Consider the following 14783-nt stretch of genomic DNA (forward strand, 5'->3'; position numbering starts at 1 on the left):
CGAAGGTCGCAAAAGATGATGGAAAAATGAAGAAAGAGTTCGTCCAGTTCCGGTGCTCGGTCTACGAGAAGAAACTGCTGAAGATCAAGGCCCGGAAGAGCGGTCTTTCCATCAGTGAGTATTGCCGCCGTGCGGCCTTCGAAGACCGGATAGTGGAGCGGATGACGGACGAACAGATAGAGGCCTATAAACTATTGGTCAAATACCAGCGGAACTTCAAATTAATCACGAACATGTTCCGGAAGCGGAACCCCAAGTTGGCAGAGGAAACTGCTCAACTGGCCAAAGAGATACGACAACACCTTTTAAATTTTAAGAAATGATTGGCATGGGCAAATCCATATCGCACACTGCAGCCTCGATGAGCTATGGGATGAACCAGGAGAAAGGATCGGAGATTGTCCACAGCCAATATCTGGCCGGGGAGACCCCTCGGGAGATTACCGAGGAGTTCAAGGTCATCCAAGAGCAGAACGAACTGTGCCGGAAGAACACGCTGAGCTTTGTGCTGAGTCCCACCATTGAGGACGGGAGGAAACTGGAAAGGGAACAGCTCAAGGAAATGACCGAAAGGTTCCTTAAGGAAATGAACCTCAAGCAGCATCAGGCCGTTGCCTTTGTCCATAGGGACAAGGAACATGTGCATGTCCACCTGTATGCCAACCGGATAAACTTTCAGGGGAAGGCCTATAACGACAGTTTTATCGGGAAGCGTAGCCAACAAGTAGCGGAGCGGGTGGCCAAACAAATGGACCTGACCACGGTAAGGGAGGTACAGCAGGAAAAACTCTACCGGATGCAACATGTCCGCTCTGAAATACAGAAGATCCATGAAAAGGTCATGGCCAGGGAGCGGCCAAGGGACTTTGACCAGTACATCAAGTCCATGGAGCAGAACAATGTAAAGGTCATCCCGAGCATTAACAGGCAGAACCAATTGCAGGGTTTCCGTTTTGAGCATAAGGGAACCAATCTCAAGGGAAGCGAGGTGCACCGGTCCATGTCCATGGGCCGGATCGCCCGTCACATGAACTTTGAAAGAAATATGGCACAGCGGATTGCCAAGGACAGGAGCATGCAGCTTTTGGGCAGGACCGTGAATGTCCCAACAAGTCTGTCCCAGACCATCATAAAGAAAACCATCAAATTGGCCATCAAGGTGGTCAGGGACACAGGAATAGGAATCTAAACATAACATCATGGCAAAACTGGATGAAATAGCGGAACTGTTGACAGAGGAGATCAACGGGTTTGAAAAGAGTATCAGCCGATTGGAAAAGGTTCATGAGGATTTCAAAAACCATCCATTAAGGCCAGATACCAGCGGGTTAAATGCTCTTCTAAAAGAGTATGACAACAACCAAAATAACAACATTAAGGAACAACAAAGACTGATGGAAAGGATTCTTCATAAAGTAGAGCGGTCCGTTCTCTTGCCCAGTTGGGCCATAAAACTTACTTGGGGGTTGTTGGTCGCGGTCCTTTTGGTCCTTGGTTTTTCAATCCATCAGGTATCAAGGATAGCCAAGAAGGAAGAGGCTGCTTATTTAAAAGGTCAGCATGATACCATTGAACACTACGGGACATTCTTTAAAGAAAACCCAGAGGCAAAGGTACTATACCAAAAATGGTTGGAGGATAATGGCCAAAAGTAGGACAGCGCCCTATCCTATTTTTGTTCAACGCTTATCTTCCCAAACGCTACAAAAATAGGCCAGGATCCATGCGCTGAAGTTAAAGGTAAGGATTTGGGACTAGAAAGGGTTAAGGCTACAGTTTAACCAACTTCTGATTATAATTGTCTAGTATATTATTCGGTAGGGACTTCAGATATATTTGAGTAGTTGATAGTCGATTATGGCCAAGCATTGAAGAAATAGCTTGTAAGGGAACGTCCTGCAGCATAGCTTGGGTTGCAAAACTATGACGAGATACATATGAAGTCAACCGCTGTTCTATCTTGCATTTTATTGCAATTTCTTTAAGTCCTTTATTATATCTCTTCCGTGCCCATAAGACGTCTTTATATTGAAGTTCAAATGTGGCTCTTTTAATTATTGGAAATATAAACTCAGACCTCTCTTTATCCCTAAGATAAAACGAGAGGATTTCCTTTAACTGAGGCGTAATGTTAATATCATACGGTTTTGATGTTTTTTTTCTTTGGAATTTAATTCGGTTGTCAATGATATTTTGAACCCTTAAAAAAGCCAAGTCCATAAAGGAAATACCATAAAGCATGTAAGAGGCAAGGAAATAATTTCTATAGTGAAACAGACTATCCGTTTCTTCCAGTTTTAAAAGCATAATTGATTTGATGCTTTTAATGTCAAGCGCTCTTTTTTCTGTAGGAGTAGTTTTAATCTTATAATGTGTAAAAGGATAAGCATCTCTGGAAACAACATCAGACTTAATGGCCTTGTTAAAGACCGCTTTGATTGTTCTCATATACGTCGATAGGCTGTTAACAGAATTACCTTTGGAAAAGTGCCAGTTCTCAAATCTTTTGAGAAAATCATAATTGATTTCGTTGAATTTGATATCATTTCCATCAACGAATTTCTCCAATACCTTAATTACCGCGTAGTATGTGTTTGCATTACCATAACGTTCAGCTGCTTTTAACTCATCGACAATATCCTCGCTAAACTTAAAAAATGAATCCAATGATGCGGTTTTTACAATCTTCTTCTTAAGCTGCAAAATGGATAAAAAGTTAAGCTCGTCCTTTTCGTTCAGGTCATTAATTATGTCGACCGCTCTGGTCTTTTCTTTTAAGAGTTGATTATTTAGTTTACTAACTGATGAAGTTCCTTTGAATGCTCTTTTAACTTTCTCGTTTTTATTATCCCAAAATTCCTTTTTTATTGATTGACCTAAGCTTATGGAAGTTGTTTTTCGAAAATGGGTTAACCGTAAAATAATAGGATAGGAGTCATCTTTTTTCTTCCTACGCGTATCTAAAGAAAGTTTTATATTAGTATTCATCCTAATCAAAGGTAAAAAAAATTTGCACGCAATTTGCACGCAAATAGGTGGTTTTAATTGAAATCAAATAAACATAAAATTTTTTAAAATACTGAAAAACAAATAAATATGTGATTTTTTGATTCGATATAGTATAGTAATCCTCTTTCTGGCAGGCAAGAGGTCACCGGTTCGACTCCGGTATTCTCCACGATCAAGCGCAATTGGTATTGTGTTTTAAAACAAAGAAAGCCGCTAAATTTATTTGAGCGGCTTTTTTGCTTTTAAAAGGCCCATGCTGATAAGAATGGCCAATTGCATTTGCAGGACGGGAGATTCTTTGGAGCAACGCAGTTACTCCGGTATTCTCCACCAAGTTTTATAGGGCTTCAAGAGTTATTGACTTTTGAAGCTTTTTTCATTTGCGCACAATTTTCATGTAAATCTTATTTTGAATTAAGCTTGGTATTATTTGATACGGATTGAACCCATTTTAATACTGTTTCGTACACTACGCATTTTTTGAGAAAGTATGTGATATGTTGGATACATTATCCCCAATCTCAAATGGTGGTGCCTAAAACCTTAAAATCGGAATAGATGAAAGCACTAAACGACCCCAAAGATTCTCTTGCCCTTTAAATTGCTACTATATAAACCAAAATATATTATTTCTTCAAAAATTAAGGACTTCTATTTTAGATGCCCATTCTATATTTAAGGACATTTTCTAAAATTCTTTGGGCTTTCACCAGTCTTTTCTTTAAAAAAACGGCTAAAATACTGAGGGTATTCAAAACCCAATTGATACGCAATTTCTGAAATGGACTTATCGCTGCCCAATAAGAGGTGTTTCGCCTTTTCCAGTAATTGAAACTGAATATGTTCTTTAGTGGTCTTTCCTGTAAGGTCTTTCAACATATCACTAAGATATTTTGAAGAAAGGTTGAGTTTACCTGAAAAGTAGCTCACTTCTGGAATACCCGTTTCTGGTAAGTCATTTTGTGAAAAATAAGACTTTAGTTCTTTTTCAAAAGTGGCCACTATGGATGAATCCGCATCGTTTCTGGTTATAAATTGCCGCTTGTAAAAGCGCTTACTATAGGTCAACAACAATTCAATATTCGATAGAATGACCTCTTTACTGAACTGATCTATGGGAAGGATGTATTCATCATAAATATTTTGAAAGATCTGCTCTATTTGCTCTTCTTCCTTTTTAGAGGCATGCAAGGCCTCACTGGTCTCATAGTTGAAAAAACCATAACTGTTGATTTCGTCGGCTAATTTTGAATGGGCCAATAACTCAGGATCAAAATACAGTTCCCAACCTATCGACTCCTTGGCGTCACACTGATCAAATGAGATGGCTTGGTTCGGCCCGACGAAACCCAATACCCCTTCTTGAAAATCATAGGTCTTTCTACCATATTCAATATATCCCTTCAATTTCTTTTTGAGGCTTATACTATAAAACCCGAGGGATAGTGTGCCTAATTCCTTGGCGTAGGCCGGAATATCTTCAAGACGTATAATGCCAATGAGGGGATGCAAAGGTTCTACATCGGCTAATTTACAAAGATCAATGAATTTCGGGATATGGGTGATATTTCTTTTTTTCGACATGTTTTTATATTTAAAACCTCCAACCAATAAGAATATTGGACGGAATAAATGTAGGAGGCACTACACGCTCGATATTAAAAACGGTATCGCCCACTAATTGCTCATCGGAGTTGTTCAAGATAAAAATGATATTGTAATTCACACCAATATTGAAGTTTTTCTTTTTGAAGGGATACCAGGTATAACCAACCCCAAATGAGAAGAACCAATTGTCGAAAGAGGTGTCGGCATCAGAAGAAATTTCATTGACCGTCCAGCCTTCAAAGCCTACACTACCATTTACGTAAAATCCGGCATCATAGCTTTCTTTGTTAAAGCGATAGCGCGCCTCAACGGCCATCAAATAATCCCAATCCACGTCAATGGCCTGATTGTCATTGAAGAAGAGGTCCCTAAAATCATCGGGCAATTCAAAGCCCGCTTCGACATTAAGGCCAAATGACCATCGTTTTGGTAGATGATAAATACCTCTTATACTATAGCCGCCCAGGGCAAAATAGGTAGGGTTGGTACTGACTCCAAAACTTCCTTTATCCAAAGGGGGGTCTTGGTCCTGTGCTTGTAAATTGCCCATACCAATAGTGGCCCATACCGTTATTATCGTCAGTGTTATTCTTAGGATTTTCATTTTTACAATTTTTTAATTATTACTATATTTTCTCCGACGGTGTCGGCATAATGTAGGAGTAATTGGTTTCCCTTGTCATACGCAAGTGTTCCTCCCGAATGATGTATAGTGAAACCTTGACCATAGTGCCAATCAGGTAGGTATAGCTCGGTTGGTAGCTTGCTTGATGTGTCGGCCCGGTATTTATAAATGTATTCTCCCGCTTCCATGTTAAATTGATGGAACAGCGGTATGCCAGCTGTTTTGTGTGGGTACGGACGTAACATGGCGTTCAATGCACGACCCCCTGAATTGATGTCCGAGGTATCGGATTGTTGGCTTTCTGAAAAAATGGACAAGTCTTCACCATTCCATTGGTCTCCCCTTTCATTCGTATTGTCTTCCACATAAGTCCAAAGGGCATAGTGGAGTAATTCATTTTCTATGGCGTTGAAACTCCGGTCCAACACTTTTTCCTGTTCCGTGAAATCACTGGTGGCGTAGGCCTCTCCATTGTTCAAATCCATGGGTATACCAAATTCCCCTATGATGGTCGGTCGAGCACCCATGGTATGCTCTGTCTCCGATTTGATTTTTGCCATTCGTCCCTCGAAATATTGGCGCACATTTTTTCTGCCGATTACCAAGCTTAGATCCTCTTCATCCACAGTAAAAAAGGGTACATATTTCTTGGTAAAAAGGGCGACAACATCGTACCAATGGGTAGCATTGACAAAATGTCCCGTTTTCTCTCCTTTCCAAGAAGGCATTTCAGTGGTCAAAGGTGGTTCCACAAAGATCAAGAGACGGTCATCCACAGCTCGGATCGTATCAGAATAGCGGTCTACAAAAGGCTTAAAATAAGTGCCATTCGGATCACTGACCTTGAAATAGTCCGGCTGCAACAACATTGGGCTGCCTTGGTCATCGAACCCCCAAACCCCATGACGTTTCCATATGGGTTCATGACCCTCATTCCAGACAGAGATGCCTTTGGGGTTGATCTTGACATTGGGGCCCTGTTCAAAGCCAGTGGTATTGATCGCCCAATATTCCACGTCCATGGTATGTCCTGCACCGGCTACCATACCTTCATAAAAATTGGGTGAATCCCCATTTTTCACAAATGACCAATCTTCAAGATGCTGCCCGATATATCCCATACTGGGTTCGTTCATGGTTTCGAAACCAACTACATTGGGAAGGTCTTTTACCTGAAGCGCCACCTGTTTCATCGCATTGATAAAATGACTTTGCAGGTATTCTTGTACTGGAATGCTATCTATGGTAACGTTGGGCGCAAAATCATTGCCCCCAAAAAACAAGGTAAACATCGTAGCGGTAGCCAACTTGCCATAGTTTGTTGGCCATATCATTCTAGGGTAAGGATCGCCGTGGGTATTGTGCACCACGGCAGCGCCACTCTCTTTAAATTTAGTGACATTCAATCCTACTTTGTCAAATGTCCACTTTGGTGCACCTGATCCCCCTGAAAAGCGACTCCAAACATCTTGGTGGGGATCAATAAAAACATTCAGCCCATAATCGCCTGCCTTTAAAATAACCTGCCTTACATAACTCAGATATTCTTGATCATATATTCCGGGGCCTTTATGTTCTATGGCCTCCCAGGTAACCAAAAAGCGAATGAGATTAAAACCCCAATGCTTTATCCGTCTTAAGTGCTCGTCAGCTTCCTCTAAAGGAAAAGGCCTGCCTACAAAAGAGATATCGGTGGCATTGAAAAAACCTTCTTCCACATGTGAGGGAAGGTTGGGGGTCTTGGGAAGTTTGGTTCCGCCGCCCAGGTTCAATCCCCTAAGCACCATCTTCCTTCCTGTGTGGTCCGCGAACCAAATACCATCGGTTACAATATTTTTTTGATTTGTCGTGTCTTGTACAAAAGGGGTACTCACAAGGGGTATTCTTTCACTAGTGGCAAACGCCAAACCTTTTGTGGATAGTTTTTCATAAGGGGTGTCCCACATCAGGTAGCTATAGCTACCGAGTGCTACCAGCACCAAGCTACTAAAACCGATCAGGGTTATTTTGGCCCATTTTTTCATTTTCTATTGGTTTTGACAAAGAACCTGTTGGCAACTGCCCAGAGGTACAAATGCCACTTCACTATTGATTACCCAATTGATGTACTCTTCAATGGTGGTCACCTCTCCGGCTTCGTTAAAATCTAAACGGAAGACATAGACTTGGTTATAAGGTGCCCCGGTAGGTACAAATGTCCAACTGTCTGAAATGGCCTGAAAAAAGATGGAATTGCCATCTTCAGATATGGTAAAACGCCTTTCGATAAACGAAATGTTATCGAACACTTGAAATATGGTAGTAAAAAAATCAATTTGTGCTTGGGCATTGGGCAGTACAACAGGGTCTTGTGCCCCGCTGGGGTTAAATCTATTAAATCCAACATAATCATCTGAAAATACATTGAAGATGGCAGTATCTTCCTGTTCGAAGCCATCCAAGAATTCCATGGCGGTCTCTAAATTCCGTTGTCCGTTGTTTTCGACTACCTCTGGGGTCGAATCGTCATCGTCGCTACAGGCAACGAACAGGGCCGACACCATTAATAAACCTAATACCTTTAATTGTAACTTTTTCATAGCAATTTTTATTTGATTAATAAGAGATTGTGTACCCCGCGGGCCACTTTTAATTGTTTTTCCGTTTTGATCAATCGATCATCCTTGAGTTCCCAAAAGTCAATCCATCCCTCTTCGGGAAATTCTTCGTTGCGGTCGTGATATACCGCGACCGCTATGGTGTTGTTGTCTTGGTCAAAGACGGCATCTTCGGGCAGAGCCCCCTCAAAGCCATAATCTTTGCCCACCTTGGTCAATTCGCCGGTATTTGGATTAATTCTCACCAGTGACAGTGACGACTCCTTGCGTGCAGGTACAAACCAGAATCCTTTTTTGGGTGCCCAGGTTCGTCTCATATTGGCCGTGACCGCGTAGTTGCCATCAGGACTGATATCGAACCCTTCTGGGCTAAGACCGACCTTTTCTTTATCGATTATCGTATGGTTTCCCCCTTCATCGAATCCGATGGATACCAACTTTCCCTTTCCGTGGGTGATTTGGCCCAACCCATCGCCCCATCTCAAATCGGAAAGGATAAAATATTTACCTGAGGGATGCCAATTGCCTACGCTCCAGCGCTTTGCCACTTCCATGGTGTCGCCCAGTTGTGAGAGGGTAACCGTACCATTGTTTTCGATAATCTTGAAAAATACCAAATCGGTATTGTTGAGGTTGACGGCGATGATATTCTTGGTAGGATGGAATTCTATAGTTCGTATGCCTCCATTGCCAGTGTCTTTCGCAGAAATACCTTCATGGGTGAAAGACTGCACGTCTTGAACGAGCCCATCCTTTAATCCCATAACCACCAATTCTTTTCCTTTTTCAGTAGAGCCTGATACTAATAGCGTTCCGCTTGCATTGATGCTAACTCCCTGAATGTTTTCACCAATCTGTTTCTCTTGTACGACCTTTGGTGTTGTGGGATTGGAATAATCGACAACGGTGATTTTCTTTCCAATCGGAAAATCGGTAAACACGTTCTTCATTTTTTGAGCCTCTCCCTTATGAACGGCCCGGGTCTCTGCGATATAGGCAAATTGATACTTGGGGTTCCATTCAAGGATAGCTGGCCACGAGATGACCGAATTGCTAATGTGTAATGGTTCCGTCAAGCTTGATGTATTTTCCTTATCATCGAACAATACCAATTCATCTTCAATACCGGGCACTTTATTCAATTCCCCATTGGCATAGGCACCCGCTATCATATCGGCATCGGAGATGGCCAAGAAACGTCCTTTAAAGTTTGGCGATACTTTTTGTGAAGGTGCAATGGACTGGCCCTGTGTGAAATGCCAGACACCGAATAGGGCCACCAAGGTGCACAGGCTGATTCCTGTAATTTTCATAACTTTTTTCATTTTACTTTTCTTTGTTGATGTTGTTTTTGTGTCAATTACTTCTTATAAATTCTTTTATTTTTTGGGCCGATAGAGGTCCTCCATGACCAGGGTACCACCATTTTATATGGGCTTTATCGGCAAGCATTCTGATATTCTTTAGATTATCCGCCAAATCGCACATGAAAAGATGGTATGCCGGCTTCTTTTTGTTTAAAACCTGCCCCCGGATCAAGTCACCTACAAAAATGATATTGTTCATCTCGATATATAGCGAACCGGGAGTGTGCCCAGGCAGGGTATGAACCAATCCTTTGAAACCAATTGAGGCAAGGTCAAAACTATCTTTGACTAGAATATCCGGCACAAAATTTTTATAGGTTGCCTTGGCGTGCGTCTGTTGTATTAAGAGACCTAATGGTCCGCGCGGACATAGATGGTTATCCTTACCTTGAGCTTTTACGATTTCCATCTCATCGGTGCCGACCAATAACTTGACCCCGTAATTTTCTTTAAAATATTGGGCATTTCCGGCATGGTCGGGATGGGCATGGGTCAAAATCAGGTAATCAATGTCAGCTGGATCTATGCCGATGTCCATTAATTTTGAGGCCAATACATCCCCCTTTTCCGGATTACCGGCATCTATCATCAAAACCTTATCGTATTGTTCAACGATAAAGACGTTCGAGAAGGATTGAGTGATCTGGTGAATGGTAAAACCCTCGCTGTGGTAAGTAGATAAATTATTTGAGCTGAGGTTTGCAAATAGGTACAAAACAAAAAAACCGGCAATGAACTGCGTCATTGTCGATTTGGTTATTGTATGTAGCTGTTTTGGTACCATTACTTTTAATTTCTGGTACAAAATTGTTTAACAAAAAGCTAAAAAAAGTATACAAAAAGCGGAAAGAAGTATACAAAAGGAGGTATGAGGTATGATTTGGCTGATAGCAATATTAATTTCTTTAATTTGAACAAGCCGACGTCTGCATTGGTAACTGCCATCGATATCAAATCTCAAAAAGAGTTTCATGGCGTCACCCTGCAATATGTACTTTATGCTACTTATGCCTACAATGTTGGGAAAAACACTTTGGACAAGAAAAAATAAAAAGAGCAGTAATTTAAGCACTTTTTATTGCCTGATTACCTACTAAGGGTTTAGCATAACCTTATAGTAACGTGCTTACCCCGCCTCCCATTTGAATAGCACATTCAGGATAAACCTTTTACTTTTAAAGGGGGAATGTTTTTTTAAAGCTGTAATATTTTATATCAAAAGTTCGGAGAAGCAAAAGGTGATCTCTTCCCAGGATAATATATCCACTTTTAAGAATTAATGAAGCTCCGAGACGGCCAATGCCATTCTTTTAAAGAATTCATTATAGACGTAAGGCTTTCCCTTTTTTGGGTTTCCATCTTCTCCCTTTCGAACAAAGACCATATTCCATTCTGGGATGACAAAGCACATGTTGTTGTGCAATCCGCTTGCATAAAAAAGGGATTGAGGGGCATCGGGCATATGAAATGTACCGTTAGGCATTTTTCCATTTACCCACCAATTATATCCGTAACAGCCGCGGCCATCAACGGTATTGCGATCAGTGTCGGCGACCTCTTTTGCAAAAACTTGATTTTTGGTGGCTTTTTCAATCCATTCCTCAGAAAGTAATTGCCTACCGTTCCATTGTCCCCGGTTCAAATAAAAGTGTCCAAACCTCGCGAGCTGTTCCGCATTTATGGTCACCCCGGTACACCCGTTATTTAAAAAAATTCCCTCAAATTGCGAATCCCCCCACCATTCAAAATCGCCGAAACCAATATGGTTACCGATACCATCCATAAAAATGGATTTTAAGGTTTTTCCACTTTTTACGGTCAATAGCCTACCGAACATCATTTGTGCCTCATCCCAATAGGCATATTGGTTTCCGGGTGAAAATGAGGGCCAATCTATAGCGAACGGCGTCCAAGACCAATCTTTGCTGGGTTCATTCCACCTGCTATCACCTTGGGCACTGTAGCCTGAGGTCATACTGGAAAAATGCTTTAATTTGAGGTCGGGGTACCATTCGGTGAGGGCGGTATCGATTTCCTTGGCATAGGTTTCTTCAGACACGATTCCTTGGTCGCTCAAAAGACCCAATACGGTGCTGGTAAACGATTTACTGCTAGAGTATATGTTGTGCTTTTTATGCACACTATCCCCTTGGTAAATCACATAGCCGTTTCTTACTATAAATACTTCTTCGAGACCATCCTCACCTGATTCTGAGGCCAAATAGGCTAAGGCGTCTTGCAACTTGACTGGATCGATACCCAGTTCTTCGGGTTTTCGTTGTTGCCATTCTTTGTCCGGAAAAACCATGGGCAACGTATCGGTACCGGTAGTACAGGCCATGACCCAAATGACACTAACCAATAGGGGTGCCATTTTTTGGACACAATGTTTTTTCATTGGCTTATTTGGTTATTGGGCGTTTAATCGGGCACTCTTTTGAGGAACACGGCCCAGTCTACATTTTTCTTTGAAGGCGGATTTCCAATATCTGACCATGAACCACCGACCACACGCCGTACGGAACCTTTTTGCAATTTGCCCCCCAAACGTGGATCAAACCAATGGATTTCATAATCGGATCGGAAACCAGTCAGATCAAGGGACACCTTACCCCCATGTTTTATATAAATAAGATAAGCATCGCCTTCTCGACCAAAGCAATAGGCAGGACTCCCTTTAAGCTTGTCATCAAGATTGACCATTTCGGTATAGGGAAGGGTCTCAAAAAAATCTTTGGCAATGGCAGTTTGTTGCCAGACTTTGCCACGACTTCGCCAATCTTCGGCATTAAGGTCATTTGGGGGCCTTAACCAACCAAAATACCATTCTACCCCAGCGCCGCCCGCGGTCAATGTAGACCACAATACTTCGGTTCGCAAAGAATCCAATCGGGTATTATTGGCATCATCAGGGGTGCCTGTGTGCCATGGGCCAATTTCATCCATGCTTACGACCCAAGATCTCTCGGATTTTTGCGATATGGCAATCCATTTTTTAATGTCTTCGTGAATATCGGTTATGTTGGAAACCTGCATGGAAATTCCGTCAAGCCTATCAAAACCAACAAGCTTGTCAAGAATGGGGCTCCTTTGTCCTTCTTCGGGCAAGGTATGGATGACAATAGGGTTGTTATAGGGATCAATATCCTTTAAATGGCGTATCATGGCAAAACGTTGTTGGTCGCTTTGGCCTTGGGGCCACCATGGCGCGGAACCGTTTTCTTCCCCCATATTCCAAATGATGTTCTTGTGGTATCCAAATCGTGCCACAAGTTCACGGTAATACAGTTTTCGCTCGTGGGCGGTATCCCCATTATCCAATAGGAGTTCATTCTCTTTTTCTTGGGTAACCAATTGTATGATGATACCGAGTTTTTCGGCATGTGAAAAAATGAGGTCCCATTGGGCCAACTTACTGACGTCGTACCGCAAAAAATCTTTTCTTTCATGACTGAGAAAAGGCCATACATCTTTGGCATCCCCCTCAATATTTAAACTAAGGGCATAAATGGCGTTCATTTTCTCTGATGCGAGGTAATTGAGGGCACCAATGATCCCTTTGCCTTTTCCGTTCTGCCAAGTAGGATCTCCCTCCCTCCAATCTTTGACATGGGCTTGCCATTGCTTTAAGAAATTTTTTTCTGAATCATACGAGTAGGTACCGTCAATATCGGCATATGCCAAAAAATTTTCTGGGGAGTTGGCGCCGAATTTTAATATAGGTTGTCCATCTTGGGTATGAAAATAGCCGCTTGAATGATGCATTAGCCTACCTCTCGTGGTAAAAAACCCACCGTTCTCCCTAGCTGGTTGCACCTGTAATTTTTCCATTTTTCCGTCGTGCGGTCTTATGGGATCTCCAGAATAGACATCAGCCGATATGGCAATATCCTTGCCCTGTTTAAAAGAGACCCTATATTGCCATTCCCCTGGGGAGTCAGGCACGAACTTGACTCGATAAATCCCTCCTATCGAGGCGCTTGTCTGCGCGGCATCGCCATCGGCGGCATAGTAGCCCGGTACGGAAAAACTAGTGCTGCCAAGGGTGAAATCTACCTGTAAGCGATAATCGGTAAACGGGTTAATAGGTGCTGTTTCAGAAGTGGCATCGACGGAAAAATCAAGAACAATGGGCTCGTTCTGCCAATAGTTCGGTTGTTGGGCAAAGGTCTTTACTAAAGAAAACGAAAAGAAAAATATAAAAAGGCCAAATAAACGAAAACACATGATACTAGGTTTGTTTGACTAAGATACTGAAATGTGTTCCATTACCTGTAACGCCGCTTTTATTCTAGAGTTGGAAGATGAGGTTTTCTAAGGGCTTCATTTGGGTTGCACAAGTCTGCAATTCATTGGGGCCTGAAATATCAATATGACATGCAATGCTTTTATTTACTTTATAGCGTATCACTCACTTCATCAGAAATAGGCCGCATGGCCAGAGTGTATTCGTACATAGCAATAGCTTTTTAGCTCAAAGTTTTCAGTACGGCGTTCAATTGTTTTTTAATCTGGGATTTGGATAGTTATCTGACTGGTCTTCGATGGTATTGTCAAGGCAAGTAAAGTCTTTTTCCACCAATACCGAAAGTTTCGTTTCATCGTTCCAATCGACGTTGTTGTCATAGCCAATGCGGTTGCTTGTCGCCCAAGTTTTGCTTGCAGCTTCTGGAAAGTAAACAACAATCCCATCTCCTACAAAATCGGCTTCGACCTCTGAGATGTTTGGCTTAGCTTTCAAGGCATAGGTAAGTGTTTTCGTTCCAAATTGCGTGGTCGCCGTAAATTTTCCCGTCTTGGCGAACATATCCACTTCGGTTTTTGTCAACCTGAGCCGTATCGAATTATTTTTGATCCTTATTTTCATTGCTTTCTTTTTTATTGACCAAGCCCTTAGTGAACTCGTTCAGTGTTTCCACCTTTTCTTCAAAGTCACCTTTAATGGTCTTGCGATATTCGTTAAGGTTTTTCACGAGATCATCAATATTCTCGGGAATCACATCCTCAAAAAATTGTCGTAACCGTTTTGCGGTTGTAGGGGACTTGCCATTGGTGGAAATCGCCACTTTCACATTGCCCTTCGTAACGATGCCCCCCATATAAAAGTCACAAAGGGGTGGGTTATCGGCTACATTGACCAAAATAGCATGCTTTCTGCAATCGTGATATACCTTTTCATTAACACTTGGTACATCGGTTGTAGCGACCACCACATGTTTGTTCTTTAAAAACTTTTGACGGTATTTGCCGTGGTGCATTGTAACTTGATGCTTTGTGGCAAGTCGTATCGTACCTTCACGATACATGGGGGAGATCATGGTCACCTTGGCATTTGGACTTGATTTTAAAAGAAAGGTCAACTTTTCCTCAGCTACCAGTCCGCCACCCACGATCAATACGTTTAAATTGCTCACTTTTAGAAAAACAGGGTACAATTCATTGCGCTCCATCCGTTTCAATTCTCTTTAAATTATAATTTGTAGTGTCATTGGTTTTAGCCCCCAAGTACCGAATTTATGAATAATCTATCATCAATATGACTGATATATGTTCTTATATGGAATACCCCGTACCACT

General features: G+C 41.9%; 15 protein-coding genes. 4 read left to right on the forward strand and 11 right to left on the reverse strand.

The window, feature by feature from the left end:
* Positions 1 to 26 precede the first annotated feature (26 nt).
* Genes mbpA through AACM45_RS10110 form a run of 3 tightly spaced genes read left to right on the forward strand, consistent with a single transcriptional unit; the run spans position 27 to position 1655 of the window.
* Positions 27 to 323, forward strand: a complete 297-nt coding sequence (gene mbpA / locus AACM45_RS10100) for a mobilization protein MbpA (protein WP_339142443.1) — start codon at positions 27 to 29, stop codon at positions 321 to 323.
* A 5-nt stretch (positions 324 to 328) separates the two neighbouring features.
* Complete coding sequence (locus tag AACM45_RS10105) at positions 329 to 1189, forward strand: relaxase/mobilization nuclease domain-containing protein (RefSeq protein ID WP_339142444.1); 861 nt, start codon at positions 329 to 331, stop codon at positions 1187 to 1189.
* Between the two features lie 10 nt (positions 1190 to 1199).
* Positions 1200 to 1655, forward strand: a complete 456-nt coding sequence (locus AACM45_RS10110; protein ID WP_339142446.1) for a DUF6730 family protein — start codon at positions 1200 to 1202, stop codon at positions 1653 to 1655.
* 115 nt (positions 1656 to 1770) lie between these two features.
* On the opposite strand, the gene AACM45_RS10115 is transcribed toward AACM45_RS10110, so the two are convergent.
* The 7 genes from AACM45_RS10115 to AACM45_RS10145 form a co-directional block, all read right to left on the reverse strand.
* On the reverse strand, positions 1771 to 2988 hold the full coding sequence (locus AACM45_RS10115; protein WP_293298324.1) for a phage integrase SAM-like domain-containing protein: 1218 nt from the start codon (positions 2986 to 2988) through the stop codon (positions 1771 to 1773).
* 696 nt (positions 2989 to 3684) lie between these two features.
* Positions 3685 to 4593: a helix-turn-helix domain-containing protein gene (locus AACM45_RS10120; protein WP_339142447.1), complete on the reverse strand. Its 909-nt coding sequence runs from the start codon at positions 4591 to 4593 to the stop codon at positions 3685 to 3687.
* A 10-nt stretch (positions 4594 to 4603) separates the two neighbouring features.
* Positions 4604 to 5221: an outer membrane beta-barrel protein gene (locus AACM45_RS10125; protein ID WP_339142448.1), complete on the reverse strand. Its 618-nt coding sequence runs from the start codon at positions 5219 to 5221 to the stop codon at positions 4604 to 4606.
* 2 nt (positions 5222 to 5223) lie between these two features.
* Positions 5224 to 7266, reverse strand: a complete 2043-nt coding sequence (locus tag AACM45_RS10130) for a glycoside hydrolase family 5 protein (RefSeq protein ID WP_339142449.1) — start codon at positions 7264 to 7266, stop codon at positions 5224 to 5226.
* Between the two features lie 3 nt (positions 7267 to 7269).
* Positions 7270 to 7821 (reverse strand): nuclear transport factor 2 family protein, encoded by a 552-nt coding sequence (locus AACM45_RS10135; protein WP_339142450.1) that lies wholly within the window; start codon positions 7819 to 7821, stop codon positions 7270 to 7272.
* 8 nt (positions 7822 to 7829) lie between these two features.
* Entirely contained in the window at positions 7830 to 9152 is a 1323-nt protein-coding gene (locus AACM45_RS10140) for a hypothetical protein (RefSeq protein ID WP_339142451.1), read from the reverse strand.
* A gap of 43 nt (positions 9153 to 9195) precedes the next feature.
* A complete protein-coding gene (locus tag AACM45_RS10145; RefSeq protein WP_339142452.1) occupies positions 9196 to 9951 on the reverse strand; it encodes an MBL fold metallo-hydrolase in 756 nt (251 codons plus the stop codon).
* 123 nt (positions 9952 to 10074) lie between these two features.
* On the opposite strand from AACM45_RS10145, the gene AACM45_RS10150 reads away from it, so the two are divergent.
* Complete coding sequence (locus AACM45_RS10150; protein WP_339142453.1) at positions 10075 to 10257, forward strand: hypothetical protein; 183 nt, start codon at positions 10075 to 10077, stop codon at positions 10255 to 10257.
* Between the two features lie 225 nt (positions 10258 to 10482).
* Here the strand turns inward: AACM45_RS10150 and AACM45_RS10155 are convergent, their stop codons facing one another.
* The 4 genes from AACM45_RS10155 to AACM45_RS10170 all read right to left on the reverse strand — a co-directional run bounded on the left by AACM45_RS10155 (position 10483) and on the right by AACM45_RS10170 (position 14656).
* Positions 10483 to 11604, reverse strand: a complete 1122-nt coding sequence (locus tag AACM45_RS10155) for a serine hydrolase domain-containing protein (protein WP_339142454.1) — start codon at positions 11602 to 11604, stop codon at positions 10483 to 10485.
* A 23-nt stretch (positions 11605 to 11627) separates the two neighbouring features.
* Entirely contained in the window at positions 11628 to 13433 is a 1806-nt protein-coding gene (locus AACM45_RS10160; protein WP_339142455.1) for a DUF5060 domain-containing protein, read from the reverse strand.
* A gap of 268 nt (positions 13434 to 13701) precedes the next feature.
* On the reverse strand, positions 13702 to 14073 hold the full coding sequence (locus AACM45_RS10165; protein WP_339142456.1) for a DUF7009 family protein: 372 nt from the start codon (positions 14071 to 14073) through the stop codon (positions 13702 to 13704).
* Positions 14051 to 14656 (reverse strand): precorrin-2 dehydrogenase/sirohydrochlorin ferrochelatase family protein, encoded by a 606-nt coding sequence (locus AACM45_RS10170; RefSeq protein ID WP_339142457.1) that lies wholly within the window; start codon positions 14654 to 14656, stop codon positions 14051 to 14053. Before AACM45_RS10170 ends, AACM45_RS10165 begins: the two co-directional genes overlap by 23 nt.
* Between the last annotated feature and the right edge of the window lie 127 nt (positions 14657 to 14783).

Origin of the sequence: Croceitalea sp. MTPC5 (assembly GCF_036985505.1) — a bacterium.
Taxonomy (GTDB): Bacteria; Bacteroidota; Bacteroidia; order Flavobacteriales; family Flavobacteriaceae; genus Croceitalea.

Bases quoted from the DNA above. Each gene is read 5' to 3' on its own strand.
- mbpA (WP_339142443.1), top strand. From the start codon at position 27: ATGAAGAAAGAGTTCGTCCAGTTCCGGTGCTCGGTCTACGAGAAGAAA.
- AACM45_RS10105 (WP_339142444.1), top strand. From the start codon at position 329: ATGGGCAAATCCATATCGCACACTGCAGCCTCGATGAGCTATGGGATG.
- AACM45_RS10110 (WP_339142446.1), top strand. From the start codon at position 1,200: ATGGCAAAACTGGATGAAATAGCGGAACTGTTGACAGAGGAGATCAAC.
- AACM45_RS10115 (WP_293298324.1), bottom strand. From the start codon at position 2,988: ATGAATACTAATATAAAACTTTCTTTAGATACGCGTAGGAAGAAAAAA.
- AACM45_RS10120 (WP_339142447.1), bottom strand. From the start codon at position 4,593: ATGTCGAAAAAAAGAAATATCACCCATATCCCGAAATTCATTGATCTT.
- AACM45_RS10125 (WP_339142448.1), bottom strand. From the start codon at position 5,221: ATGAAAATCCTAAGAATAACACTGACGATAATAACGGTATGGGCCACT.
- AACM45_RS10130 (WP_339142449.1), bottom strand. From the start codon at position 7,266: ATGAAAAAATGGGCCAAAATAACCCTGATCGGTTTTAGTAGCTTGGTG.
- AACM45_RS10135 (WP_339142450.1), bottom strand. From the start codon at position 7,821: ATGAAAAAGTTACAATTAAAGGTATTAGGTTTATTAATGGTGTCGGCC.
- AACM45_RS10140 (WP_339142451.1), bottom strand. From the start codon at position 9,152: ATGAAAATTACAGGAATCAGCCTGTGCACCTTGGTGGCCCTATTCGGT.
- AACM45_RS10145 (WP_339142452.1), bottom strand. From the start codon at position 9,951: ATGACGCAGTTCATTGCCGGTTTTTTTGTTTTGTACCTATTTGCAAAC.
- AACM45_RS10150 (WP_339142453.1), top strand. From the start codon at position 10,075: ATGAGGTATGATTTGGCTGATAGCAATATTAATTTCTTTAATTTGAAC.
- AACM45_RS10155 (WP_339142454.1), bottom strand. From the start codon at position 11,604: ATGAAAAAACATTGTGTCCAAAAAATGGCACCCCTATTGGTTAGTGTC.
- AACM45_RS10160 (WP_339142455.1), bottom strand. From the start codon at position 13,433: ATGTGTTTTCGTTTATTTGGCCTTTTTATATTTTTCTTTTCGTTTTCT.
- AACM45_RS10165 (WP_339142456.1), bottom strand. From the start codon at position 14,073: ATGAAAATAAGGATCAAAAATAATTCGATACGGCTCAGGTTGACAAAA.
- AACM45_RS10170 (WP_339142457.1), bottom strand. From the start codon at position 14,656: ATGGAGCGCAATGAATTGTACCCTGTTTTTCTAAAAGTGAGCAATTTA.